25 protein-coding genes are annotated in these 24,331 nt (G+C 73.4%); 9 read left to right on the forward strand and 16 right to left on the reverse strand.

Features of this window, described 5'->3' with window-relative positions; all coding sequences use genetic code 11:
* Positions 1–7 precede the first annotated feature (7 nt).
* From OG432_RS12335 to OG432_RS12350, 4 genes are all read right to left on the reverse strand, one after another.
* Positions 8–397, reverse strand: a complete 390-nt coding sequence (locus tag OG432_RS12335) for a hypothetical protein (RefSeq protein WP_328310741.1) — start codon at positions 395–397, stop codon at positions 8–10.
* A gap of 1 nt (position 398) precedes the next feature.
* On the reverse strand, positions 399–2,195 hold the full coding sequence (locus OG432_RS12340) for a hypothetical protein (RefSeq protein ID WP_328310743.1): 1,797 nt from the start codon (positions 2,193–2,195) through the stop codon (positions 399–401).
* Positions 2,196–2,383: 188 nt separating this feature from the next.
* Complete coding sequence (locus OG432_RS12345) at positions 2,384–3,568, reverse strand: glutathionylspermidine synthase family protein (RefSeq protein ID WP_328310745.1); 1,185 nt, start codon at positions 3,566–3,568, stop codon at positions 2,384–2,386.
* Positions 3,569–3,604: 36 nt separating this feature from the next.
* Complete coding sequence (locus tag OG432_RS12350) at positions 3,605–3,874, reverse strand: hypothetical protein (RefSeq protein WP_328310747.1); 270 nt, start codon at positions 3,872–3,874, stop codon at positions 3,605–3,607.
* Between the two features lie 206 nt (positions 3,875–4,080).
* On the opposite strand from OG432_RS12350, the gene OG432_RS12355 reads away from it, so the two are divergent.
* Positions 4,081–4,941 carry a hypothetical protein gene (locus OG432_RS12355; RefSeq protein WP_328315082.1) on the forward strand — a complete coding sequence of 287 codons (861 nt, stop codon included), beginning with the start codon at positions 4,081–4,083 and terminating at the stop codon, positions 4,939–4,941.
* Between the two features lie 137 nt (positions 4,942–5,078).
* On the opposite strand, the gene OG432_RS12360 is transcribed toward OG432_RS12355, so the two are convergent.
* The gene (locus OG432_RS12360) at positions 5,079–6,560 is read right to left on the reverse strand and encodes an aminotransferase-like domain-containing protein (RefSeq protein ID WP_328310749.1); all 1,482 of its coding nucleotides are present in this window, start codon (positions 6,558–6,560) and stop codon (positions 5,079–5,081) included.
* 46 nt (positions 6,561–6,606) lie between these two features.
* Between OG432_RS12360 and OG432_RS12365 the strand changes: the two genes are divergently transcribed.
* The 3 genes from OG432_RS12365 to OG432_RS12375 are packed head-to-tail and all read left to right on the forward strand — an operon-like array spanning position 6,607 to position 8,275.
* Positions 6,607–7,104: a carboxymuconolactone decarboxylase family protein gene (locus OG432_RS12365; protein WP_328310750.1), complete on the forward strand. Its 498-nt coding sequence runs from the start codon at positions 6,607–6,609 to the stop codon at positions 7,102–7,104.
* A gap of 23 nt (positions 7,105–7,127) precedes the next feature.
* On the forward strand, positions 7,128–7,559 hold the full coding sequence (locus OG432_RS12370) for a carboxymuconolactone decarboxylase family protein (protein WP_443058566.1): 432 nt from the start codon (positions 7,128–7,130) through the stop codon (positions 7,557–7,559).
* Positions 7,547–8,275, forward strand: a complete 729-nt coding sequence (locus tag OG432_RS12375; RefSeq protein WP_328310754.1) for an isocitrate lyase/PEP mutase family protein — start codon at positions 7,547–7,549, stop codon at positions 8,273–8,275. Before OG432_RS12370 ends, OG432_RS12375 begins: the two co-directional genes overlap by 13 nt.
* Positions 8,276–8,279: 4 nt before the next feature.
* Here the strand turns inward: OG432_RS12375 and OG432_RS12380 are convergent, their stop codons facing one another.
* Both OG432_RS12380 and OG432_RS12385 read right to left on the reverse strand, forming a co-directional pair.
* Positions 8,280–8,786: a hypothetical protein gene (locus tag OG432_RS12380; protein WP_328310757.1), complete on the reverse strand. Its 507-nt coding sequence runs from the start codon at positions 8,784–8,786 to the stop codon at positions 8,280–8,282.
* On the reverse strand, positions 8,783–9,028 hold the full coding sequence (locus OG432_RS12385; protein ID WP_328310759.1) for a helix-turn-helix transcriptional regulator: 246 nt from the start codon (positions 9,026–9,028) through the stop codon (positions 8,783–8,785). The genes OG432_RS12380 and OG432_RS12385 overlap by 4 nt, the downstream gene beginning before the upstream one ends.
* A gap of 52 nt (positions 9,029–9,080) precedes the next feature.
* Here OG432_RS12385 and OG432_RS12390 point away from each other — a divergent pair, with 52 nt between their 5' ends.
* Positions 9,081–9,422: a hypothetical protein gene (locus tag OG432_RS12390; RefSeq protein ID WP_328310762.1), complete on the forward strand. Its 342-nt coding sequence runs from the start codon at positions 9,081–9,083 to the stop codon at positions 9,420–9,422.
* Positions 9,423–9,535: 113 nt separating this feature from the next.
* Here OG432_RS12390 and OG432_RS12395 read toward each other — a convergent pair whose 3' ends face one another.
* The 4 genes from OG432_RS12395 to OG432_RS12410 all read right to left on the reverse strand — a co-directional run bounded on the left by OG432_RS12395 (position 9,536) and on the right by OG432_RS12410 (position 13,695).
* Positions 9,536–10,525, reverse strand: a complete 990-nt coding sequence (locus tag OG432_RS12395) for a malate dehydrogenase (protein ID WP_328310764.1) — start codon at positions 10,523–10,525, stop codon at positions 9,536–9,538.
* 185 nt (positions 10,526–10,710) lie between these two features.
* Entirely contained in the window at positions 10,711–11,736 is a 1,026-nt protein-coding gene (locus OG432_RS12400; protein WP_328310766.1) for a helix-turn-helix domain-containing protein, read from the reverse strand.
* Positions 11,737–11,866: 130 nt separating this feature from the next.
* Entirely contained in the window at positions 11,867–12,532 is a 666-nt protein-coding gene (locus tag OG432_RS12405) for a response regulator transcription factor (RefSeq protein ID WP_328310768.1), read from the reverse strand.
* The gene (locus OG432_RS12410; RefSeq protein ID WP_328310770.1) at positions 12,529–13,695 is read right to left on the reverse strand and encodes a sensor histidine kinase; all 1,167 of its coding nucleotides are present in this window, start codon (positions 13,693–13,695) and stop codon (positions 12,529–12,531) included. Before OG432_RS12410 ends, OG432_RS12405 begins: the two co-directional genes overlap by 4 nt.
* Before the next feature lie 267 nt (positions 13,696–13,962).
* Here OG432_RS12410 and OG432_RS12415 point away from each other — a divergent pair, with 267 nt between their 5' ends.
* On the forward strand, positions 13,963–14,331 hold the full coding sequence (locus OG432_RS12415; RefSeq protein ID WP_328310772.1) for a peptidoglycan-binding domain-containing protein: 369 nt from the start codon (positions 13,963–13,965) through the stop codon (positions 14,329–14,331).
* Positions 14,332–14,432: 101 nt separating this feature from the next.
* Here OG432_RS12415 and OG432_RS12420 read toward each other — a convergent pair whose 3' ends face one another.
* Entirely contained in the window at positions 14,433–14,918 is a 486-nt protein-coding gene (locus OG432_RS12420; protein ID WP_443058377.1) for a DUF3017 domain-containing protein, read from the reverse strand.
* A gap of 19 nt (positions 14,919–14,937) precedes the next feature.
* On the reverse strand, positions 14,938–15,795 hold the full coding sequence (locus OG432_RS12425; RefSeq protein ID WP_328310774.1) for a bifunctional methylenetetrahydrofolate dehydrogenase/methenyltetrahydrofolate cyclohydrolase: 858 nt from the start codon (positions 15,793–15,795) through the stop codon (positions 14,938–14,940).
* Between the two features lie 206 nt (positions 15,796–16,001).
* Between OG432_RS12425 and OG432_RS12430 the strand changes: the two genes are divergently transcribed.
* On the forward strand, positions 16,002–16,610 hold the full coding sequence (locus OG432_RS12430; protein ID WP_328310775.1) for a hypothetical protein: 609 nt from the start codon (positions 16,002–16,004) through the stop codon (positions 16,608–16,610).
* Positions 16,611–16,727: 117 nt separating this feature from the next.
* Here OG432_RS12430 and purH read toward each other — a convergent pair whose 3' ends face one another.
* Together purH and purN are read right to left on the reverse strand one after the other, a co-directional pair.
* Positions 16,728–18,362: a bifunctional phosphoribosylaminoimidazolecarboxamide formyltransferase/IMP cyclohydrolase gene (gene purH, locus OG432_RS12435; RefSeq protein ID WP_328310776.1), complete on the reverse strand. Its 1,635-nt coding sequence runs from the start codon at positions 18,360–18,362 to the stop codon at positions 16,728–16,730.
* Positions 18,289–18,927, reverse strand: coding sequence for a phosphoribosylglycinamide formyltransferase (purN, locus tag OG432_RS12440; protein ID WP_443058567.1), 639 nt, complete (start codon positions 18,925–18,927; stop codon positions 18,289–18,291). Before purN ends, purH begins: the two co-directional genes overlap by 74 nt.
* A gap of 377 nt (positions 18,928–19,304) precedes the next feature.
* On the opposite strand from purN, the gene OG432_RS12445 reads away from it, so the two are divergent.
* Positions 19,305–20,204, forward strand: coding sequence for a hypothetical protein (locus OG432_RS12445; protein WP_328310780.1), 900 nt, complete (start codon positions 19,305–19,307; stop codon positions 20,202–20,204).
* Between the two features lie 81 nt (positions 20,205–20,285).
* On the opposite strand, the gene OG432_RS12450 is transcribed toward OG432_RS12445, so the two are convergent.
* The gene (locus OG432_RS12450; protein WP_328310782.1) at positions 20,286–22,244 is read right to left on the reverse strand and encodes a cell division protein PerM; all 1,959 of its coding nucleotides are present in this window, start codon (positions 22,242–22,244) and stop codon (positions 20,286–20,288) included.
* Between the two features lie 155 nt (positions 22,245–22,399).
* Between OG432_RS12450 and OG432_RS12455 the strand changes: the two genes are divergently transcribed.
* Positions 22,400–24,250 (forward strand): sigma factor-like helix-turn-helix DNA-binding protein, encoded by a 1,851-nt coding sequence (locus OG432_RS12455; protein WP_328310784.1) that lies wholly within the window; start codon positions 22,400–22,402, stop codon positions 24,248–24,250.
* The last annotated feature ends 81 nt before the right edge of the window (positions 24,251–24,331 follow it).

Consider the following 24,331-nt stretch of genomic DNA (forward strand, 5'->3'; position numbering starts at 1 on the left):
CGCGGCCTCACATCCCGATCAGTTCGCGGACCCGCTGCACCAGCGTCTCGCCGGAGGCGAGCAGGCCGGTGAGGGCGGTGGCGCCGGCGAGCAGCTCGCCGAGGCGGGCGAGCCGTCCGGGGCTCGCCTGCCCCTCCGCGCGGATCTCCTCCTCGGTGTCGGCGAGTTCCGCGTCCAGGACGCGGGTCTGGTCGTTGCCCACGAGCTGGGCGAGTCCGGCCCTGAACTCCGTGATGGCGTCGAGGAGTTGGAGCTGGGCCTCGTCGGAGGCGCCCGCGCGGTAGACGCTGGACACCTTGTTGTGGTCGCCGACCGAGACGGACCCGGTCACTCCGCTGATGTGCACGGAACGCTGCGCGCCGCCCCGCTGTGTGCTGTCGTCACCCGGCATGGTCATCTCAGCCCTCGTTGTTGACGGTGTTGTGGTCGCCGACGCTGATCGCCCCTCGGGCGTTCTCGATCATGACGCCGCCCTGGGCGACGTTGACGATCTTCTGCTCGAACTGTCCGGTGTCGTAGCCCGCTTCGTAGAGCGCGTCGCGCACACCGGTGGTCACCCGGTCCTCGATGGACTTCACGTAGCGCCGGTAGTCCATGGCCTGGAACAGGGAGGTGCCGGGCGCCGCCGCCAGTTCGCGCACCGAGCGCGCCGGGCCGTCGGGCAGCGCCCCTGCGTGCCCGCCGGTGAGCCGGCGCCACAGGGAGGCGACGGCACGCACCAGGACGGCGAGGGCCTCGATCAGGGACCTCGGCGTCCGCTTCAGCGCCCACGCCGCCTTGCCCACCGGGGTGAGGCAGGCGAAGTTCCGGGCGGTGTGGTCCGCGCGCAGGAAGTCCTCGCGCAACGGCGGCAGGACGTGCGGGGCGATCTCCAGGACCAGCATGCCGCCCTGGGTGTGGACGCGCACGAACACGGTGGTGACGAGGTGCTCCTCCCAGCCGCCCACCCGGATCCGCAGGAAGTGCCGGCGTGCCTCGCCGCCCTCCTCAAGCGCGGCGGCCCGGTGCTGCTCGAACGCGTCGTCGCGGTAGGGCGCGTGGGTGCGCGAGGGCAGCCCGTCGACCGGCAGGAAAACGTACTCGGACACTTCGAGCTGGCGCAGCCGGTCGCGTACGGCCGCCGCCTCGGCGGGCGCGGTCGGCGCGGGCACGCGGAGCCGGGTGACCAGGGGTTCGACGATGCGCAGGATCTCGGCGTTGCTGACCCGGGCCGGGCTGCGGTCGCCCAGGGACTTGCGCGGGCGCAGCTGGATGGAGACCGACCAGGGCTCGAAGGGGTCGCCCGCGCCGCGGAAGGGCGCGTCGGAACGGTAGACGGCGAGCGGGGCGTGCTGCTCGGCGCGGATCGTGGCGGCCAGGCGCTGGAACCTGCCGTTGTCGCCGCGCTGCGCGGGGTCGGCGGCGAAGTCCTGGAAGCCCCGCGGGGAGAGCTCGGCCGCCATGGTCCGGGCGAACTGGAGGCGCTGGAGTCCGACGCAGAGCGCGATCACGGCGAAGCAGCCGACGATCCCCCAGCCGAGCCCCGGGCTGAGCCCCCGGTCCGCCAGGCCGACGGTGCCGCCGCCGAACACCAGGGCGGGGCCCGCGACGACCGGCGGGACGGTGTTCCCGCCGGCGGCGGCGTCGCCGAAGGCGTCGTATCCCCCGCTGCCCGAGCTTGCGTAGCCGCCGTAACTCCCGTACCCGGACGAGTAGGTGTGCGCGGAGGTGTCGTAGCCGCCGAACAGCGAGACCAGCAGGACGGCGGCGAACAGGGCGAGCACCAGCCGCGCCCACCAGCGCAGGAAGAAGGCCGGCACCGCGCGGTACCAGGGCGCGGTCCTGGCCCCGCCCCGGACGAGGCGGGCGAGGCCGAGCTGGAGGCAGGGGCCCACGAGGATCAGGAGGGCGTAGTCCGTGACGACCACGGCGAGCACCCAGAGCACGACGATGCCGACCGACCAGGCGATCTGCAGGTTGCGGGCGCGCAGCGCGTAGGCGAGGACGCGGGCCGCGTCGAAGCCGAGCGAGGGCGCGACGACCCGCTCCTCGTGGACGTACAGCTCGTCGATGACGGCGTCGCGGTACTCGTCGTCGAGATAGGTGCCGGCGGCCATCAGGCGGGTCGCCTCGCTGAGCGAGGGATGCACCGGCGGCAGTCCGCCGGCCGGCGCTCCCGTCGGCTGCGCCTGCTGCGGCACCTGACCCTGCGTCATGTCCTGCTCCCCCGGGACGGTGGGCGGACGCCTGACCTCAACTGGGCTCAACGGAAGGGGTGTTCGAGGCGCCGCCAGGGTGAACATGGTAGCGGCGCGCCATGGGCCGCGCCGCCCCGTTCACCGTGCGCACACATCACGTCGTCGGCGGGGCAGCGGCCGCCACCGGGGGCGCCCGGCCCCCGCGTTCAGCGGATCACATGGGGGACGAACCTCGCGTACTCGTCCGTCACCAGCCCCGCCGACTCCCGGATCCCGAGCCCGGCCGCCTCGTCCTCCACGACCCACGCCCCCAGCACCACCCGGTTGCCGTCGAAGTCGGGCAGCGGCGCCAACTCCTGGTAGCAGCAAGCCTCTTCGGGCCGGGGCGCAGGACCGGACCCCGGCGGGTGCAGGGTGACACCCGCGCCCTCCCGGCCGAGCAGGGGCTTCGCCACGTACCCCCGCCCGGAGGCGAGGTCGCGGGGGCCGTCCAGGTAGGCGGGGAGCAGGTTGGGGTGGCCGGGGTAGAGCTCCCACAGCACCGCGAGCAGCGCCTTGTTGGAGAGCAGCATCTTCCAGGCAGGCTCGATCCAGCAGGTCGCGCCCGTGCCGCCCCCGTTGTCGAGGGTGTCGAGGACCTGCGGCCCGAAGGGGTCGGAGGCCAGCCACTCCCACGGGTACAGCTTGAAGCAGGCCCGGATGAACCGGAGGCGGTCGTCCACGAAGCGGCCGGTGATGCTGTCCCAGCCGATGGTCTCGACGGAGAGCGCCTCCGTGTCCAGCCCCGCCTGCTCGGCCGTCTCGCGCAGATAGGCGACGGTCATGAGGTCCTCACCGAGCTCGTCGCCGTCGGAGTGGGCGAAGTGCACGGGGCCGGGCGGCAGCAGGCGCGCCTGGCGCCGCCAGGCCTCGACGAGGCGTTCGTGCAGCGAGTTCCACTGGTCGGCGCCGGGGAAGCGGTCCTCCATCCAGAACCACTGGGCGCTCGCCGCCTCGACGAGCGAGGTCGGGGTGTCGGCGTTGTACTCCAGCATCTTGGCGGGGCCGTCACCGTCGTACCGCAGGTCGAACCGGCCGTACAGGGAGGGGAGTTCGGAACGTCGGCGCCAGGACTCGGCGACCAGGTCGGCGAGCCGGCCGTCCAGGATGCCGAGGTCGGCGAAGCGGCCCTTCTCGACGATGTGGGCGGCCGCCGCCAGGCACATGCCGTGCAGTTCCTCGACGGTCTCCTCGAGCGCCTCGACCTCGGGCAGCGTGAAGGAGTAGTAGGCGCTCTCGTCCCAGTAGGGCCGCAGCGAGCCGTCGGGATAGCGGGTGAGCGGGTAGATCACACCCTGTTCCTCGACGGTCCGCTGCCAGTCGGGGCGCGGCTGTATGTGATGGCGTTCCATGTCTTCGCCCTACGTCGTTCCTGTGCCCGTGGTCCCTCAGCCGCCGCTGCTGCCGCTGCCGTGGCCGATACCGCCGCGCGAGACGCCGGACTTGTCGAAGGAGCCGCCGGAGACCTTGCCGCCCCGGCTGGTCCCGCCGTAGTAGTACGTGCCGCTGCCGCCGCTCTTGCACTCGTACTTCGGCAGTTCCTTGTACGTGACCGGGTTGACGCACCGCTTGTCCGGCTCGTCGCTGCACGCGGTGAGCGTGGCCGCGAGCATTCCCATCCCGCCGAGCACCACGGTCGTGGACCTGAACCTGCGCATCGTGCGACCTCCCCCATTCACCTGCTGGCTTCGCGTACTGGCTTCGTACGCGGACCGACTTCGTGCGCGTACCGACTTCGTGCGTGTACCGACTTCGCTGTGGGACGCGTTTCGGCCACACCCTAGTTCCCGCCCTGCGGCGAGCCACTCCCGGGCTTTCCCCCGCCCTCGCGGCCTGCGACTACAGTCCCTGTGTGTTCCTCGGAATGATCTGCGCGCTCGCCTCCGCCGTCTGCTTCGGCACGGCCACCGTCCTCCAGGCCGCCGCGACGCGTGCCGCCGAGCCCGGCACGGGGGCCGGCGCCGGTTCCGGTGTCGACGCGGCGCTGCTCCTGCGGGCCGTACGCCAGTGGCGCTATGTCGTGGGCCTCGCGCTCGACGGGCTCGGCTTCGTCTTCCAGATCGTGGCCCTGCGCTCGGTGCCGATCTACGCGGTCGGCGCGGCGCTCGCCGCCTCGCTCGCGGTGACGGCGGTGGTCGCCTCCCGCGTCCTGAAGGTGCGGCTCTCCGGTACGGAGTGGACGGCGGTCGGCGTGGTGTGCGCGGGCCTGGCCATGCTGGGCCTGTCCTCCGGCGCCGAGGGCACCGAGCCGGGCCCGGCCTCGCTGCCCTGGTGGCTGCTCGGGGTGGCCGCGGCGGTGCTCGCCGCGGGCATGGCCGGCGGGCGGCTGCCGGACCGGTCGCGGGCGCTGGTCCTCGGGCTCGGTGCGGGCTGCGGCTTCGGCGTGGTGGAAGTCGCCGTCCGCCTGATCGACGACCCCTTCGACTTCACCAACCCCGCCCTGTACGCGCTGCTGCTCGGCGGCGGCGCGGCGTTCCTGCTGCTGACCTCGGCCCTGTCGCGCGGCTCGGTCACCACCGCGACGGCCGGCATGGTCATCGGCGAGACCATCGGCCCCGCACTGGTCGGCGTCGCCTGGCTCGGCGACCACACCCGCGAGGGCCTCGGCTGGCTGACCATCACCGGCTTCGCGGTAGCGGTGGCGGGCGCCCTCGCCCTGGCCCGCTTCGGCGAGGCACCGACGGCCCAGGCGGAGGCGGCGCCGGGGACGGGACAGCGCCGCTGAGGCGTGGTGCCGGGTGACGCTTGGGCCCGGGGCCGGGCAGGTTTCCCTTTCAGCAGCCAGGCTCCGCTCGCGTCAACCAGACCGGCGCCGCCTCCGCAAAGGCTTCGACGGGAAAGGCTTCGACGGGCCGGCCCCCTTCACTCCTCCACCGCCGACAGGACGTCCAGCAGAACGTCCAGCGTGCCCGCCCACGCGGAGTCGGACGGCGTGCCGTAGCCCACCACCAGGCCGCCCCACTTCGCGGACGTCGCGTCGGGATGGCGGAACGCCCCGAGTCCCTGGATGGCCAGGCCTCGCCAGTTGGCCGCTCGGACCACGCTGCGCTCGTCCAGGCCCGGCGGCAGGCTCAGTACGACGTGGAGGCCCGCGGCGAGGCCGGTCACCCCGATGTGCGGCGCGTGTTCGGCCAGGGCCGCCACCAGTTCGTCGCGGCGGCGGCGGTAGCGCAGCCGCATTCCGCGGACGTGACGGTCGTACGCGCCGGACCGGATGAACTCCGCCAGCGTCAGCTGGTCGAGGGCTCCGCACGAATCTCCGGCGCCCTTCGCCTCCGCCACCTCCGTGACGAGGGACTCCGGCAGCACCATCCAGCCCAGACGCAGCGCCGGCGCGAGGGACTTGCTGGCGGTACCCATGTAGACGACCCGGTCGGGGTCCAGTCCCTGGAGGGCGCCCACCTGCCCCTTCCAGTACCGGACCGGCTTCCCTCGGGGTTGCAGGGGTGCGGGGGCCGTCGGGTGGCGGTCGTAGCGGAACTCGCCGTCGTAGTCGTCCTCCAGGATCAGGCCGCCGGTGGCCCGCGCCCAGTCGATGGCGGCCGCGCGCCGGTCGGGCAGCAGCGGAAGCCCGATCGGGAACTGGTGCCCGGGGGTCATGAGTACCGCACCCACGCCCCGGTGGTCACTCAACTCCCCTGTGTACGTGCCGAGTTCGTCGATAGGCAGGGCCGGGGTGCGCAGCCCCGCGTCGGTGAGCAGCTTCCAGTGGAAGTCGAGCCCGTACGACTCGACAGCCACGTCACGCACCCGGCGCGCCCGCAGCACCCTGCTCATCAGCGCCAGACCGTGCACGAACCCGGAGCAGACGACGATGCGCTCCGGCGAGGCGTACACCCCGCGGGAGCGGGCCAGATAGTCCGCGAGGACCGTGCGCAGCTCGACGCGGCCGCGCGGATCGCCGAACCCGAAGGCCTCGTGCGGGGCGGCCGCGAGCGCCCGGCGGGCCGCCTTGAGCCACTCGGCGCGCGGGAAGGAGGCGAGGTCGGGCGAGCCCGCCATCAGGCTGTAGGTGGGCTTGCCGCGGGCCGGCGGGCGGTGGGCGTGGGCGCGGTCCCGGCGGGCCTCGGCCCGCTGGGCCACCCGCGTCCCGGAGCCCTGGCGCGCGGTGAGCCAGCCCTCCGCCACCAGTCCCGCGTAGGCGTCGGCGACGGTGTTGCGGGCGATCCCCAGGTCCGCGGCGAGCGTGCGCGAGGACGGCAGACGGGTGCCGGGGGTGAGCCGTCCGCTGCGCACGGCCTCGCGCAGGGCGCCCATGAGGCCGGAGCGCAGGCCGGCGCCGCCCAGGTCGATGTGCAGGTCGACACCGAGCGTCTCCGGGGAAGTGGCCCAAGGTTTCACCATGGAAATGGACCATACCCGTGTGCCACACGAGACGTACGGTCGTTCCATGACGACGAACGAGAACACGAACTACGCGCCCGAGCACACCCCCCGCCTCCAGTGGGCCAAGGCCGCGCCCGAGGTCTACAAGGCCATGATCAAGCTGAACGCCGCGGCCGAGCAGGGTCTGGACCCCACGATCGCCGAGCTGGTGAAGATCCGCGCCTCGCAGCTCAACCACTGCGCCCTGTGCCTGGACATGCACACCAAGGACGCGCTGGCCGCGGGCGAGTCGGTGGAGCGGATCATCCAGCTCAGCGCCTGGGAGGAGTCCGCGCACTTCTACACCGCGAAGGAGCTCGCGGCCCTGGAGCTGACCGAGGCGATCACCGTCCTCACCGACGGCTTCGTACCGGACGACGTGTACGAGAAGGCCGCCAAGCAGTTCGACGAGGCCGAGCTCGCGCACCTCATCGCGACGATCACCGTCATCAACGCCTGGAACCGCTTCGGCGTGACCACCCGCGGCGTCCCGGGCCACTACACCGCGGGGATGTACAAGTGAGCACCGCGGCACGGGAGTTCCAGATTCCCGAGACGGTCCATCTGAGCCTCGCGGGGCTCGGCGCCGCCGCCAAGCGGGGCCTGGGCGACCCGGCCCTCGCCGAGCTCGTCATGGTGCGGGCGTCGCAGCTCAACCACTGCGCGTTCTGCCTCGACATGCATCTGGCCGCCGCGCGCGAGGGCGGCGAGTCCCAGAAGCGGCTCGACCTCCTCGGCGCGTGGGAGGAGGCCGGTGACGTCTTCAGCGAGCGGGAGCGCGCCGCGCTCGCCCTCACCGAGGCGATCACGGTCCTGACCGAGGGCTTCGTACCGGACGACGTGTACAAGAGCGCCGCCGCGCACTTCACCGAGGCCCAACTCGCCCATCTCGTCGCGGCGATCACGGTCATCAACAGCTGGAACCGGCTGATGGTGACCCGCCGCACCGCACCAGGAGAGACCCAATGGCACAGCTGAACCCCGCCGCCGTCTTCCGCGCCCTGCACCAGGGGCGCGCCGCCGGTGACCCGCTGATCCTGCCGGGGCCGTGGGACGCGGCCAGCGCCCGGGTCTTCGAGGAGGCCGGTTTCCCGGCCCTTGCCACGCCGAGCGCGGGCGTCGCGGCGTCCCTTGGGTACGAGGACGGGTCGACCCCCGCGGAGGAGATGTTCGCCGCGGTCACGCGGATCGTCCGGTCCGTGTCGATCCCGGTGTCGGCGGACATCGAGGGCGGGTACGGGCTGGCACCCAAGGAGCTGGTGGACCGGCTCCTGGAGACCGGAGCGGTCGGCTGCAACCTGGAGGACTCCGCCGACGGAGCCCTGAAGGACCCGGCCCGGCACGCCGACTACCTGGCCGAGGTGCGGGCCGAGGCGGGGACGCGGATCTTCGTCAACGCCCGCGTCGACACCTACCTGCGCGGCCGGCCCGAGCGGGACGAGACCATCGCACGCGCCCGCGCCTACGTGGCGGCCGGCGCGGACGGTGTCTATCCGATCGCGGCGCTCCCTGAGCACCTCCCGGAGATCGCCGCGGCCGTGCCGGTGCCGGTCAACATGGCGGCCCGGCCCGACGGCCCGACCCCGCGGCACCTGGGCGAACTGGGCGCGGGACGCATCACGTTCGGACCGGGCCTGCAGATCCGCGCGACCCAGGCCCTGCGCGACATCGCCCGCCAGGTGCGCGAGCTGTAGGCGCTCAGTCCTCCTCGGGCTCGTCCTGGACACGCAGGGCCGCCACCCACCTCGGCATCAGCCAGTGCGTGACCAGGGCGCCGACAAGCACCGGGAGCGTCACGGCCGTCGGGGACCGGCCCGTGGTCCCGTAGGCGCCGACGGCCACGGCGGTGGCGAGCAGCAGAACGGTGGTGATCCGGTGGGCCCGCGCCAGGACCTCGCTGCGCTCGGCGCGCTGGCGCTCGTCGAGGGCGCGGCGGCGCAGTTCGAGCAGGCCGCGGGTGGCGGCGTTGATGGCGCCGGTGGCGACGCACCACGGCAGCACCAGGGCGAGCATCGCCCAGGCCGCGGTGGTCGACGGGCCGGTGATCGTGGCGAGCCAGGCCGTCACGGTCGCTGCGCTCAGCGCCATGTGCGCGACGACGAGCACCCGCCTGCGGGCCGCGGTCGCGTACAGCGGCGCCGCCTCGCGCCGGTTCATGGTCCGGTGCATCCACCGGTCGTAACGCGTCAGCCGCGCGTCGCTCACTGGTTCCTCCCATAGGCCTCGTCGGTGAGCGGGCGGAACGGTGTCAGGGAGAACAGCGCCTCCACCGGGAGCCCGAAGTGCTCCGCGATCTTCAACGCCAGATCGAGGCTCGGGTTGTACTGCCCGCGCTCGATGTAGCCGATGGTCTGGTAGTGGACCCCCACCGCCTCGGCGAGGCTCTGCCGCGACACCTTCCGTTCGGCCCGCACCATCGCCAGCCTGTTGTGCACCTGCTCGCTCATGTATAAGAAGTACTACATTGATGAGCAGGTGCACAACGATTGGGGAGTTCACATGTCGAGCGGGGATTTCGATCTGTTCGGCCGTCGCAAGAAGCTGGCGGTCCTGGTGCTGCGCGACGCCAACGACATCGCGCGGGCGCTGCGTCAGGCGCTGGAGGACGCCGGGGAGGCGGAGCGGCCCGGCCTTGAGGCGGCGCTGCGGATCGCCGAGGAAGCGGTGGCCGTACCGGACCGGGAGCTGCGCGGGCGCTGGGTGCGCGAGCAGCGGGCCTCGGTCGGCTACCCGGGCCCGGACGACGAGTCGGTGCACGCCGTCAAGGCGCTGCGCAAGGCCCAGCCGGAGCTCAGCCTGCTCTCCGCGGTGCAGCTGACGCGGGACGCGGTGCGGGACTAGGCGGGGCCGGTCGGGACCGGTCGGGAGCAAGCGGCGTAAGCGGAAACGGGCGAAGCCCCGGCAGTGGCTGCCGGGGCTTCGTCACGGGTGCTTCAACAGGCGTCCGGACGGGCTCAGATGAGGCCGAGCTCGCGGACCGCGTCGCGCTCCTCGGTGAGCTCCTTGACGGAGGCGTCGATGCGCTTGCGGGAGAACTCGTTGATGTCCAGGCCCTGGACGATCGAGTACGCGCCGTCCTTCACGGTGACCGGGAAGGAGGAGATGATGCCCTCGGGGACGCCGTAGGAGCCGTCCGACGGGATGCCCATCGAGGTCCAGTCGCCCTCGGCGGTGCCGTTGACCCAGGTGTGCACGTGGTCGATGGCGGCGTTGGCGGCCGAGGCGGCGGAGGACGCGCCACGGGCCTCGATGATCGCCGCGCCGCGCTTGGCGACGGTCGGGATGAACTCGTCGGCCAGCCACTGCTCGTCGCCCACGACCTCGGCGGCGTTCTTGCCGGCGATCTCCGCGTGGAAGATGTCGGGGTACTGGGTCGCCGAGTGGTTGCCCCAGATGGTCAGGCGCTTGATGTCGGAGACCGTGGTGCCGGTCTTCTTCGCCAGCTGCGAGATCGCCCGGTTGTGGTCGAGGCGGGTCATCGCGGTGAAGCGCTCGGCCGGAACGTCCGGGGCCGAGGCCTGCGCGATGAGCGCGTTGGTGTTGGCCGGGTTGCCGACGACGAGGACCTTGATGTCGTCCGCGGCGTTGTCGTTGATGGCCTTGCCCTGCGGCTTGAAGATGCCGCCGTTGGCGGAGAGCAGGTCGCCGCGCTCCATGCCCTTGGTACGCGGGCGGGCGCCGACGAGCAGGGCCACGTTGGCGCCGTCGAAGGCGACGTTGGCGTCGTCGGTGATCTCGATGCCCCGAAGGAGCGGGAAGGCGCAGTCGTCGAGCTCCATGGCGGTGCCCTCGGCGGCCTTCAGGGCCGGGGTGATCTCCAGGAGGCGCAGGTTGACCGGCACGTCCGGGCCCAGCAGGTGACCGGAGGCGATGCGGAAGAGCAGCGCGTAGCCGATCTGGCCGGCCGCGCCGGTGACGGTGACATTCACGGGAGTGCGGGTCATGGCGATCTCCGTTGGAAACAGCGGGTGGTGGGGGGTTGCCCCTCGGCTCCGGGCACCCCGTAAACGCCGGGAACCTGACGTGCGACCGTCTGAATCTTGACGTGAAGAGATGTCCAGCGGTCAGGCTATCCGACCCGGGGGGTTCTACACCCCCGCCGCCCTGTGGGACGGCTCACGCTGATCGATCATCGGCCGGTTGCGGCCGTGCCCGCCGCACAGCCGCCCCTGCCGTCCTTCAGCGTGGCGCAGGCCTTCGCGGCCGCGGGCCCGTCGACGGCGAGCATCTTCGTGTAGACCTCGCGGCGGGCGGCCGCCACCACCGCCTCCTGCGCCGCGGCGCCCGCGCCGATCCGCACCCGGTCGCCGGGGGCGGCCTGCAGGAGCCGCGCCCAGGCGGCCTTGCACGTCACGCTGTAGCGCACCTCGACGACCGCGGCGCCGGCCTTGGCGCTGCCCACGGTGCGGACCAACCGGTCGGTGCAGTGCATCAGTTCGGGGTCCCGGCCGGCGCACGAGGCGGCGACGCACTTCACGCCCGCGGGCAGCGGGACCGCAGGGGACGGACGGCTCGGCGACGGCGGCCCGGCCGGCACGGGCGCCGTGCCGCTCGCGCCCGGATCGGCGCTCCTGCCCGAGTTCTCGCTCTTGCCCAGACCGGTCAGCAGGACGGCAGAGGCGATGACGAGGAGCGCGCCGACGACCCCGCCCACGAACATCACGATCCGGCGCCCGCGCCCCGGCCCTCCGGGCGGCCCGCCCGCCGCGGGCGCTCCGCGGACCCGCCCCGCCCTCCCCGGGTCCGGTGGACGGTCGGCGAGCCCCGCGCCCGGCGCCTGCGCGCGGGCCGTACCCGGCGGCGGGCCTTCGAGACCGGCCTCCTCCGGCGCGGCCCGCGCCCGGTCGGCCCGCATCGCCTCCACGGTGCGCTCGCGGCGCTGCTCGGAGCGGCTCCAGGCCCGCTCGGCCAGCTCCCACATCGTGGTCAGATGGACGGGGTTCGCGCCGGTCACTTCGGCGAGCGCGACGACGGCCGCCCTGGGGGCGAGCAGCCGGCCGCCGAGATACCGCTCCCACGACGTCCTGTCGTACCCGGTGCGGTCGGCGACCGCCGCGACACTGAGCCCGCTGCGGTCCACGAGCCGGCGCAGCTGACTCGCGAACTCCCTTACCTGCGGGTCGAGTTCATCCGGCAGCGCCTTCCAGCGAGGCATCGCTTCCCCCAGAGTCGTCGCGTCCCCCGGCGTGCTCGGCACGCGCCGGTCCAGGATGGCAGTTCCGGGGGTGGTGCGCACCGGCGCGCGACCCCGGGCGGGCCCCGGCCGGCGGGGTGGCCTGCGGTGGTCAGGGCCGGGGACCGCCCGGGGTGACCAGGCCGGTCTCGTACGCCATGACCACCGCCTGGGCCCTGCTGGCCAGGTCCAGTTTGCTCATGGCGCGGTTGAGGTGGGTCTTGACCGTTGCCTCGCTGATGAACAGCCGGTCCGCCATCTCCAGGTTCGACATGCCGCACGCGGTCAGCCGCAGCACCTCGGTCTCGCGGGCGGTGAGGGCGTCGAGCCGGGCCACCGGGCCGGTCTCGGGCCGGCGGGCGAAGGCCTCGACGAGACGGCGGGTGACGCTCGGCGCGAACAGGCCGTCGCCACCGTCGACCGCTGCGACCGCGGCCAGCAGCCGCTCCGGCCCCGAGTCCTTGAGCAGGAACCCGCAGGCTCCGGCCCGCAGCGCGTCGTAGACGTACTCGTCGAGGTCGAACGTGGTCAGGACCAGGATGCGCGGGGCGGGGTCGGCGGCTTCGGCCAGGATGCGCGCGGTGGCCTCGATGCCGGTCATGCCGGGCATCCGGACGTCCATGAGGATCACATCGGGCCGGGTCGCTGCGGCCTCGCGCACCGCTTCGACGCCGTCGGCCGCCTCCCCCACCACCTCCACCCCGGGGGCGGCCCGCAGCAGCCCGACCAGGCCGGCCCGGATGAGGAACTGGTCGTCGACGACGAGCACCCTGGTCATCCCGATGCGTCTTCTTCCCCCGGAGCCGGCGCTGCGGAGGTCGGCAGGGTCAGGGTCACGGCGAACCCGCCTCCGCTCCGCGGGCCGACGCTGACCGACCCGCCGTAGAGCTTGGCCCGCTCCCGCATGCCAATCAAGCCGTGACCGCCGCCCGTGCGCACTCTGTCCTGAATCACCTCCTCCCGCGCTGCGCCGTTGCCCCCGTTGACGACGGAAACCACCAACTGACGCCGTTCGTACCGCAGTTCCACGTCTGCCCGGGTGTCCCCCGCATGCTTGAGTACGTTGGTGAGGGCCTCCTGCACCACGCGGTACGCGCACAGCTCGACCCCGGGCGGCAGCGGGCGCGGAGTGCCGGCGACGCGCAGGGCGACGGGAACGCCGGCCGCGCCGATGCGGTCGGTCAGCTCGCCCAGGCGGCCGAGGCCGGGCATCGGGGCACCGGGCGGCTCGTCCTCCGCCTCGCGCAGCACCTGGAGCATCCGGCGCAGTTCCTCCAGCGCCTCGGCGCTGGTGCCGGAGATGGTGGAGAGCGCGGCGCGCGCGGTGGGCGGATCCGAGGCGAAGACGAACCCGGCGAGCCCGGCCTGCACGGAGATCACCGACATGTGGTGGGCGACCACGTCGTGCAACTCCCGCGCTATCCGCCCGCGTTCGGCGAGGACCTCGCGCCTGGCCCGGTCGGCCTGTTCGACGCGGAGCCGGCGCGCGAGCTCCGTGGAGCGCCGGGCCAGCACCCCGAAGCGGAGCAGCACGACCACGAAGACGAGGGCCTGTGTGACGACGGACGGCATGGCGCTGTGCGGGCTCGCCACCCCGGCGTACATCCAGGCCGCCGCCATGAGGACCCCGCAGGCGACCGCCGTCCGCAGGGGGCGCAGCGAGGCCACCGTGTACATCGAGAGCATCGGGCCGAAGCTGGTGACCACCGGCCAGTACCCCGAGGCCACGTACACGACGAAGACGAGGTGCGCCCAGAGCAGTACCGCGACCGGCGCGCGGACGCGGAACGCGAGCGGCAGCCCGGCGAGCGCGGCCAGCGCGTACCCCCGGGCGTCCAGCGCGTCCCACCCCTGCCGCGCCGACTCCTGCCCGAGCACCACGGAGGCACACGTCAGCGCCACGGCCATGAGCGCATCGGCGAACTGGGGGCGGATCCGCATCGTCGCAGCGTAGCCGCGGTGCGACCGGCGGGCGTCAACTTCACGACGTACCACGGGAGTTGCAGTTCCACATGGCCTACTGCCCCTGTAGGGGCGGGAGTTCAACCCGTCGCGGGACGCGCCGGACCGGGCGCCGGCCGTAGTTTCTTGGCCCAGCGGCACCGCGGAACCGGCCGACCACCGGGGCCGCGTGCACAGGCACCACGGGCCAATTCGGGGGACCCAACGGGGGGACCCGGCCCGTCCCGGGAAGGGAAACCACCACCCATGAACGTATCCGAGCGTCTCGTCCTCGCCATGGCGACCGCCGCCCTCGGCACCGGACTCGCCGTCGCACCGGTGGCTTCTGCGGCGCCGGCCTCCGCGAGCGTCGTCGGCGCGTACGGCTGCAAGTACACCGACAAGCAGCCGCAGATCAGCCGGGGCAGCTCCGGGCTCCCGGTGCAGGAGGCCCAGTGCCTGCTCAAGTACTGGAACGTCAACATCGGCCGGTACGGCGTCGACGGTCGGTTCGGCGCCGACACCGACCACGCCGTGCGCGAGTTCCAGAACCGGGTGAAGACCATGTGCCACATGCCCGTCGACGGGATCGTCGGGCCGAAGACGTGGAGCGCCCTCAAGCACAGCGGCTGCTGAGCCCCTTCAGGAACGACGGCCCGCACTCACCCGGGGGAGAGTGCGGGCCGTCCCGCGTTCCGGGCGGGCACGGCACGGTCCGAAGGAGAGGACCTGCCCGGTTAGCGCACGGTGAAGTGCACCGCGTCCTCCAGGAACGGCACGTTCAGCCAGGGGCGGGGCTGGGCCATGAGGGCGAGCAGCACGATGGCCACGCCGAGCACCCCGTAGGTGGAGATGTCGGTGAAGCGGGACCTGACGGCGAGCATCCCGACCGACGGCAGGGTCCAGCGCAGCGCGGCGCCCGCCATGAGGGCGGCGCCGATGATGACGAGCCCGACCCGGAAGGCGCTGCCGAACGGCTCGATCGCCACCATGAGCAGCCCGAACCCGACCGCGAGCAGCACGGAGAGCAGCGGCCACTGGCGGGCGGGCGCGGGCGCGTCGCCCGCCGCGGCCCGGCCGCCGCCCTCGGGGCGCGCGGTGTCCCGGGTGACGGAGGGAGGCCGCCGTGAACCGGCGGCACGCGCGGGTGCGTCGGGCTCGCCCTCCGCGGGCGCGGAAGGCTCCGCGTCCTTGGACGGCTCGTGACTCGTACCAGCACCCATGGGGTCAGGCCCTTTCGTGTCAGCCCGCGGCGGCGAGCTCGGCCGCTTCGACGACGTTGACGAGCAGTTGCGCGCGGGTCATCGGGCCGACGCCGCCCGGGTTGGGCGAGAGCCAGCCGGCGACCTCGGCGACGCCGGGGTGCACGTCTCCGAGGATCCTGCCGGTCTCGTCGCGGCTGACGCCGACGTCGAGCACGGCCGCGCCCGGCTTCACGTCCTCGGGCTTGATGAGGTGCGGGACACCGGCCGCCGCGATGATGATGTCGGCCTGCTTCAGGTGCTTCGACAGGTCACGGGTGCCGGTGTGGCACTGGGTGACCGTCGCGTTCTCGGAGCGGCGGGTGAGCAGCAGCGGCATCGAGCGCCCGATGGTGACGCCGCGTCCGACGACCACGACCTCGGCGCCGTTGATCTGCACACCGTGCTTGCGGAGCAGCTGGATGATGCCGTACGGGGTGCAGGGCAGCGGGCCCGGCTCGTTCAGGACGAGGCGCCCCAGGCTCATCGGGTGCAGTCCGTCGGCGTCCTTCGCCGGGTCCATCAGCTCAAGGACGCGGTTCTCGTCGATGCCCTTGGGCAGCGGCAACTGGACGATGTAGCCGGTGCACTCGGGGTTGTCGTTCAGCTCCCGCACCACCGCCTCGATCTCGTCCTGCGTCGCGGTCGCGGGCAGTTCGCGCTGGATGGAGGCGATGCCGACCTGGGCACAGTCGCGGTGCTTGCCCGCGACGTACTTCTGGCTGCCGGGGTCCTCCCCGACGAGCACCGTCCCCAGACCGGGGGTGATGCCCCTCTCCTTCAGGGCCGCCACACGGACGGCCAGTTCGGACTTGATCGCTGCGGCGGTGGCCTTGCCATCGAGAATCTGGGCGGTCATGTTTCCCATTCTTTCAGGACGACGCTTGATCGCCCAAGTTGCACTTGCACAACACATCCAGCGTTCAGCTGGACAAACTTATGTCTTATTTAGAACGATGATCCGCGTAGTGCCGCGGGCAGTGCCGGGGGGCGATCCGCTCAGAACAGTTCATCCTCCGCTCGGGCCGCGTCGTCCCCGCACAATCCAACGGAGGAAAGTCCGCCATGAGCTTCGGCGACCCGAACAACCCCTACGGGCAGCAGCCCCAGCAGGGCGCCAACCCGTACGGCCAGCAGCCGGGCGAGCAGCCCGGCTACGGCTACCCGCAGGGCCAGCAGGCCCCGCAGGGGGTGCCGCAGCAGGGCTACGGATACCCGCAGCAGCAGTACGGCGGTGCCCCCACGGGCCCGCAGACGATGCCGGGAACCGTCTCCGCGGCCCGCGTGATGCTGTGGGTCATCGCCGGCCTCCAGGCCATCGGTGCCGTCGTGATGACGATCGGCGCTGTCGGCATGAGCGCCGCCAAGGACCGGGCCCAGGCGAGGGACGACGTCCAGTTCCAGCAGCTCGCCGACTACCCGGTGGGCGTGCTCTACCTCATAGCCGCCTTCGCGGTGGCCTGGCTCGTTTTCGCCATCGTGCTCGCCGTGAAGTTCGGCAAGGGCGGCAACGGGGTGCGCGTCACCACGATGGTTTTCGCCATCGTGACCGCGGTGCTCGGCATCTACCCGTTCGTCATCGTCGGCCTGATCCACACCGTGCTCGCCATCCTGGTGGCCGTGTTCGTCGGCAAGGAAAGCGGCGCCCAGTGGTTCAAGCGTCCGCGCTACTGAGCCGGTGAGCTTCGGAGCGCCGAGCTCCGAACGCCGACCACGAGGGCCGCATCCCGCACGGGGTGCGGCCCTCTTGTTTCCCGGGGTCGGCGGATCAGCGGGTCAACGGGTCAGCGTTCAGTGGAAGAAGTGGCGCGTGCCGGTGAAGTACATCGTCACGCCCGCCTTCTTCGCCGCCTCGACCACCAGCTCGTCGCGGACCGAACCGCCGGGCTGGACCACGGCCTTGACCCCGGCGTTCGCGAGGATCTCGAAGCCGTCGGGGAACGGGAAGAACGCGTCGGACGCGGCGTACGAGCCCCGCGCGCGCTCCTCGCCCGCCCGCTCCACCGCGAGCTTCGCGGAGTCGACCCGGTTGACCTGGCCCATGCCGACGCCGACGGAGGCGCCGTCCTTGGCGAGCAGGATCGCGTTGGACTTGACGGCCCTGCAGGCGATCCACGCGAAGGCGAGTTCCTTCAACTCGCCCTGGCTCAGAGCCTCGCCGCTGGCCAGCGTCCAGTTCGCGGGGTCGTCGCCCTCGGCTTGGAAGACATCGGTGTGCTGGAGCACCGCGCCGCCCGAGACCGCCTTGAGGTCGCCCGGCTGGTGCGGGGTGCCGTCCACCTTGAGCACCCGGATGTTCTTCTTGCGGGCCAGCACCTCGACCGCGCCGTCCTCGTAGTCCGGGGCCGCGATGACCTCGGTGAAGATCTCGGCGACCTGCTCGGCCATCGCCACGGTCACCGGCCGGTTGACCGCGATGACGCCGCCGAACGCGGACAGCGGGTCGCACTCGTGCGCCTTGCGGTGCGCGGCCGCGAGGTCCGCGTCGACCGCGATGCCGCACGGGTTGGCGTGCTTGATGATCGCGACGCAGGGCTCGTCGTGGTCGTAGGCGGCGCGGCGCGCGGCCTCGGTGTCCACGTAGTTGTTGAAGGACATCTCCTTGCCGTGCAGCTGCTCGGCGTTGGCGAGCCCGCCCGGCTGCCCGTCGGTGTAGAGGGCGGCGGCCTGGTGCGGGTTCTCGCCGTAGCGCAGCGTCGACTTGCGCTCCCAGGTGGCGCCGAGGAACTCGGGCAGCTGGGCGTCGCCCTCCTCGGGCGCGTATACGTTGGTCATCCAGGACGCCACGGCCACGTCGTACGCGGCGGTGTGCTGGAACGCTTCTGCGGCCAGGCGCTTGCGGGCGGTCAGGTCGAAGCCGCCGTTCTTGACGGCGTCCAGGACGGCCGCGTACCGCTTTGGGCTGGTGACGACCGCGACCGAGGGGTGGTTCTTGGCGGCGGCGCGGACCATGGAGGGGCCGCCGATGTCGATCTGCTCCACGCACTCGTCGGGGCTCGCGCCGGAGGCGACGGTCTCCTTGAACGGGTACAGGTTCACCACGACCAGCTCGAAGGGGTCCACGCCGAGCTCGTCGAGCTGGGCCCGGTGGGCGTCGAGGCGCAGGTCGGCGAGGATGCCCGCGTGGACCTTGGGGTGCAGTGTCTTGACCCGCCCGTCGAGGCACTCGGGGAACCCGGTGAGCTCCTCGACCTTGGTGACGGGGACCCCTGCGGCGGCGATCTTCGCGGCGGTCGACCCGGTGGACACCAGCTCGACGCCGGCCGCGTGGAGCCCTTGCGCCAGCTCCTCCAGACCCGTCTTGTCGTAGACGCTGACCAGCGCCCGCCGGATGGGCTTGACGGTGTCCGTGTTAACCGAGTTCACCGATCTGAACCTTTCGTCCCTCAATGCGGTAGCCGTTACGGGCCAGGCGCCCCACGACATCGACGAGCAGCGTGCGCTCGACTTCCTTGATCCGCTCGTGCAGAGCGGCTTCATCGTCCTCGTCCCGGATCTCGACCACGCCCTGGGCGATGATCGGGCCGGTGTCGACGCCGTCGTCGACGAAGTGGACGGTGCACCCGGTGACCCTGGCGCCGTACGCGAGCGCGTCGCGTACGCCGTGGGCTCCGGGAAAACTGGGCAGCAGCGCGGGATGGGTGTTGACCACCCGGCCGCCGAACCGGGCGAGGAACTCCTTGCCCACGATCTTCATGAACCCGGCCGAGATCACCAGGTCCGGCGCGTGCGCCCCGGTGGCGGCGGCGAGCGCCGCGTCCCACTCCTCGCGCGAACCGTGGTCCTTGACCCGGCACACGAAGGTGGGGATCCCGGCCCGCTCGGCGCGCTCCAGGCCGACGATGGCGTCCCGGTCGGCGCCGACGGCCACGATCTCGGCACCGTATCCGGCCGGATCGGCCGCGATGGCGTCGAGCAGGGCCTGCAGATTCGTACCGGAACCCGACACCAGCACCACGAGCCGGGCCGGGCGGGTGCTCACGGGTGGGATTTCGTCGGGAGAGGCGGACGCGGAGGGGGGCGGGGAGGCCACAGCGGGGCTCTTTCTCGCGGTCGTACGTCTTTGTATGGTCGTACGAACGAATCGCGCCCCTCGATACGGGGAACTCTACGAAAGCGCCGACCGTCAGCAACGATACCGGCACACCGGACGGCCCCCACGGGACGGGGGCCGGACCGCCAGGTAGCGTCTGCGAGGACGCCGCGAGACGAGACCCGCCCCCGTGTGGGCGAGACCGGGAACAACACCGGCCTCACCTACGTGTTCCACGTGTTCGACTACTTGACGTACTTGTTTCACTTACATGCGAGATGCGACCCCCTGGCCCGACCGGCCGGTCGCGGGTCCGAGGGGAAGACGTTCACCAGATGCCGGACCGACGCCACCAGCTGTTCGCAGCCCGCCAGTCCTCCTCCCCCGGCTCCTCTCATTCGACGGACCCGGAGGACTCGGGACCGCAGGGCACGGGGAACGGCACCGGAGCGGGCCCCGCCGACGACAACCCCTTCGCCCCGCCGCCCGAGGGCAGGCCCGACCAGCCCTGGCGGCCGCGTCACCCGGTGCGGGGAGGCCAAGGGGGGCAGGGCGGTCAGGGTGACGGCCAGGGCGGCCCCGGTCACGGTTCCGGTCAGGGCCACGGTCCCGGCCAGGGTTCGCCTTGGGGCAGCCAGTGGAGCGACCGGCAGCCGGGGCGCGCGCAGGGCGGGTTCGGGCAGCGGCCGGAGCGGCCCGAGGGCGGCTCGGGCCAGACCCCGCCGCCCGCGCCCGGCCTGCGCTGGGACCCCACCGACCCGGCACAGCGCCGCGCCCGTTACGCCCTGCTCTCCGGAATGTGGGCGTTCTTCTTCGCCCTGTTCGACATGCCGGAGATCGCGCTGCTGCTCGGCGCGCTCGGCCTGTACTGGGCGATCAGCTCCCTGCGGGCCAAGCCGAAGCCGCCGCAGGAGTCGTCGGCCGCATCCGCCACGGGGACCGCGGCCACCCCGCCCGGCGTCCCGGCGGCGCCGCCCGTGCCGCAGTCCGCGCCGCGGCCCGCGGGCCCGCCCGCGCCCCGGGTCGCGCCGGGCAAGCCGCAGGTGACGGCGGCGGTGACCGGCCTCGTGACGGCGGTGCTCGCGCTGACGGTGGTGGCGTCGAGTTTCACGATGCAGATCGTGTACCGCGACTACTACAGCTGTGTGGACGACGCCCTGACCAAGACGGGCCAGCTCTCCTGCAACGACCTGCTGCCGAAGAAGCTGGTCCCGCTGTTCGGTGTGAAGGAGTAGATCCCGCGCCGATTGCGGGCGAGCCGCTTCGGACCGGATCCCGGGCGGCCGCGGCCCTCCTGGTCGCTCCGGGTAGGCCGGTCAGCCCGCCGGGGGCTGCTGCTCCCCGGGCCGGTCCTCGGCCCCGGGTAGGGGACCGGGACCGGGCGCGGCACCCTGTGGGGGCGGGTTGTGCGGCGGCCGTGATTCGGGGGCGGGTTCGGGTGCTGGTTTCGATGCGGATTCCGGTGCGGATTCCGACCGGGATTCCGGTCGCGGCTCCGGTGCGGATTCCGGTCGCGGCTCCGGTACGGGGTCGCGGTCCGGCCGGGGTTCGGGGGCCGGGGCCTGCGGCAGGTTCCCCTCGGCGCCGGGCGGGGGCGCGCCCTCGGCCCGCAAGGGATGCGGGGGTGCGGGAAGGTCCGTCGTAGCGGGGATGTCCGCCATCAGGCCGCCCGACGCCTCCTTGAGCGCGGCCCAGCGGGCCTCGCGCGCGCCGTCCTCGTGCCACAGCCCGGCCCCGCCGACCGGCAGGAAGTCGTACGCCTCGTCGTCGCCACCGTCGGACCCCGCGAACCCGTCGTAGCCGCCGTAACCGTCACGTCCGCTGTTACCGCCGTCATATCCGCCGGCCGTGGCCGCGACCGTGGCCGTGGACACCGGTGTCGTGTCCGGTGTCTTCCCGCGTCGGGCCGGCCGCCACGAGAACACTCCGGCGATGCGGGCCCGTACGGTGGCCCGCGCGGATCCACTCCCGGATTCCGGGGAGGTGCCGGCCCGCTCGGGGGCCGCCGCCCGCAGGCGCACGCCCCGCAGGAGCACCGCGCACGGCGCGCCCACGATCGCCGTCCACAGCAGCGCCGCGCCTGCGGTACGCCACCACACCGGGCCCAGCGAGGCGAGGGCCCCGCTGCCCAGCGGTCCGCTCGCCAGGGCCGCGAGGGCGGCGAGGGCGCAGCCGCACAGGGCCGCGCCGAGCAGCGTGTTCCGCGCGGTCTCCCGGCGCCCCCACCCCTCGGTCGCGGCCGCGCGGGCGGTGAACCGGCCCAGGACCGCTCCGGCCGCGACCGGCACCGCGGCGGCCGCCCAGTTCCACCAGGAGCCGTGTCCGCCGACGGGCACCGCCGCGAGCAGCGGGAAGTGCGGCAGGGCGGGGGCGCCCGCCACGCCGAGCGGGTTCGCCACCGCTCCCGCGCCGACGGCGAAGCCGGGGCCCAGCCCGTACGCGGCGCCCCACACCGCGGCGTTCGGCACCAGCGCGAGGGCGAGCAACAGGACCGCGATCCGCCCCGACCAGTCCTCCGCGAGCCGGAGGAACGCGTCCTCCGCCACCCCGATGTGCCACGCGAGCCCGGCGGCGGCCAGGAGCGCCCCGCCGCCGACCAGCGTCGCGGCGGCGGCACCCGCGGCGCGTGCCGCGGCGCTCGTACGGACGTCCAGAAGGGCGGTGCGCACACGGGCCGGGACGCGGGCGGGCAGCGGCCCGAGCGGGCGGCCGTGCGCGGTCCACACCCCGGCGGCGGTCGCGAGCACCACGGCGAGCGGCAGGTGCAGGGCGGCGCTGAGCGGGTCCGCGGGGAGCGGGCCCGCGGAGGCGTACAGCACGGTGGCGCCCGCGACCACGAGGTAGCCGCAGCTGACGGCCGCGAGCACGAGCCACCCCGAGGGCAGCGGGGCCGCGTCCTCCGCTTCGTACGCGTCGTCCTCGTCGGGCATCAGCGCGTCGCGGGCGGCGCGGTGCGCGAGCCAGACCGGCAGGGCCACCAGGAGGAGCGGAACGATGCCGACCGGGGCCGGGGTTCCGGTCAGCGTTTCTGGTCTGACCAGCTGCGTTCCATGGGCGAGCAGCCAGAGCGAGGCCGCGGTGCGCAGGGCGCCGCCGGGTCCGCTGTCGGGGTACGGGGAGCTGATCCACAGCACCATCACGAGCACGGCCAGGGCGCCGAGCCCGAGCCCCGCCGCGATCGCGCCGCGCAGCAAGCAGGTGGCGAGCACGGAGGAGCGCGCCTGGACGGAAAGCAACGGCAGGCCGCGGTCGGTCACTTGGGTCACGCGGCCCATGCTGCCAACGACACGCGCTTTCTCCGCGTAATAGGCGAATGACCGATGTGTCGCCCAATATACGGTTATGTACTTTTCATCCGGGTCATATCGAGCCGCCTCGCCCCGGATGCACGCGCCGACACGGCCTTCGCGGGGAGTCCTGGGAGCCCTTGATGACACAGAGCACGGCCGGTACCGATGAAAGCGATGCCATGTCCCCCCTGCCCACCCCCAAGGAGCGGCGCCGGCTGCGCGAGGCGAAGGCGCTGAGCGAAGCGCAGGTCGCGACGGCCCTCGGCGTCACGCGAGCGACCGTCCGTTCCTGGGAAACCGGCCGCACCACGCCGCGCGGGCGCAGGCGCGCCAGTTACGCGAGGCTGCTGGCCGCCTACGAGGCAGAAACGTCACCGCAGTCGGCCGCGCAGCCGGCCGCGGACTCGGCGGGGGCGCCCGGGGTGCCGCCCGCGGCCCCGGCCGAGCCGTCGCCGGTCGCGCCGTCGGCCCAGTCGGCCGGCGGGGCCGGAACGCCCGAGGTGACCGTCGAGGACGAGGCCGCCCACGTCAGCGGCAAACCCGGCGCCACCCATGACAGCGCCCCGAACGCCCACGCCGGCGATGACGACGCCCCGAACGCCCGCGCCGCCGACACCCGCGCCGCCGACGACCACGCCACCGACCCCGACCCCGACAACAAGCCCGGCGACGACCAGCGCGGCGGCGAGCACGCGGCCGACCGGCCCGCCGCCGCCCGCGCGCAGTCGGCGAACCCGGCCAAGCCGCCGGCCAGACCGCACGCGGTGAACACCCGGCCCAAGCCCGCCGCCGACGGGGCCGCCCCCAAGTCCTCGCGGCCCGGGGGAAGGACCGCGAGGCCCTCAGCGGCGCCGCACCCGGCGCCGGCTCCCGCCGCACCAGGCGCCTCCGTCACCGTGCCCGAACCCGCCAAGGAGGCGCCGAAGTCCACCGCCCTGACGGGTGCGGGAGCCGCGGCCACGGGTCACCTCCGTACCCTTCCCGAGCGTCCGCCGGAGGCCGGCGACGAGTCCTGCCCGGCCACGCCCGGCGAACCCCACGGCGGCACCACCCCCAAGAGGCGCACCGCGCCGGCCCCCGACGCCTCCGTCCCGGACGCCTCCGCCGTGGACGCGCACACCGCGCCCGCCGCGCACACCGAGCCCTCGTCCGCCGCCTCCGCGGGGCTCACCCCCGCCGAGGCGTTCGACGCGCTGTACGCGGCCACCGCCCCCGCGCTCGCCCAGCAGACGTACCTGCTGACCGGGCGCACCCGGCTCGCACGGGAGTCGGTGGCGCGCGCCTTCCACCTGGCATGGGAGAACTGGCCCCAGGTCGCCACCGACCGTGACCCGGCGGGCTGGGTGCGGACGGCGGCGTACGAGTACGCGATGGCGCCCTGGCACCGCTTCCGGCGCACTCACAAGCACCCCGACCAGCCGCCCGTGGAGCCTGAACGCCGGCAGCTGCTCGACGCGCTGCTCGCCCTGCCGCCCGCCTACCGCCGCACGGTGCTGCTCTACGACGGGCTCGGGCTCGACCTGCCGGAGACGGCGGCCGAGACGGAGGCCAGCACCCCGGCCGCCGCGAGCCGGGTGATCCAGGCGCGCGCCGCCATCGCCGAGCGGGTGCCCGCGGCGGGCCACGCCAAGACCCCGCAGGCCCTGTCGTCGGTGCTGCGCGATCGCATCACCGACCTCGCGCAGGCCGGGCCCGCCTCGCTGACCGCGCTGCCGGCGGCTCGGGTCGTACGGGTCGGTGGCGAGCGGCGCCGCCGGTTCTGGACCCGGGCCGCGATCGCCTTCACCACGCTGATCGTGGGCGCGACGGCCTTCACCGTCGTGACCGTCCCCCACCACCACGTGCGCCCGGTGCCGGTCGGCGCGCGGGTCGGCGGTGTGCCCGTCAACAGCGGCCCTCAGCGCCTGACCGGCGAGGACATCGAACTGCGCGACAAACTCCGCACGAACCCGGCCCGCGGCCCGCACCGCCTGGTCCTCGACATCCGCTGACCGCGCCACGCCGAGCCACGCCGGTCCGCGGCCCGGCACGCACGAGGGCCCGCACCCCCAGTGGGGTGCGGGCCCTTCATG

This window comes from Streptomyces sp. NBC_00442 (assembly GCF_036014195.1).
Lineage (GTDB): Bacteria > Actinomycetota > Actinomycetes > Streptomycetales > Streptomycetaceae > Streptomyces.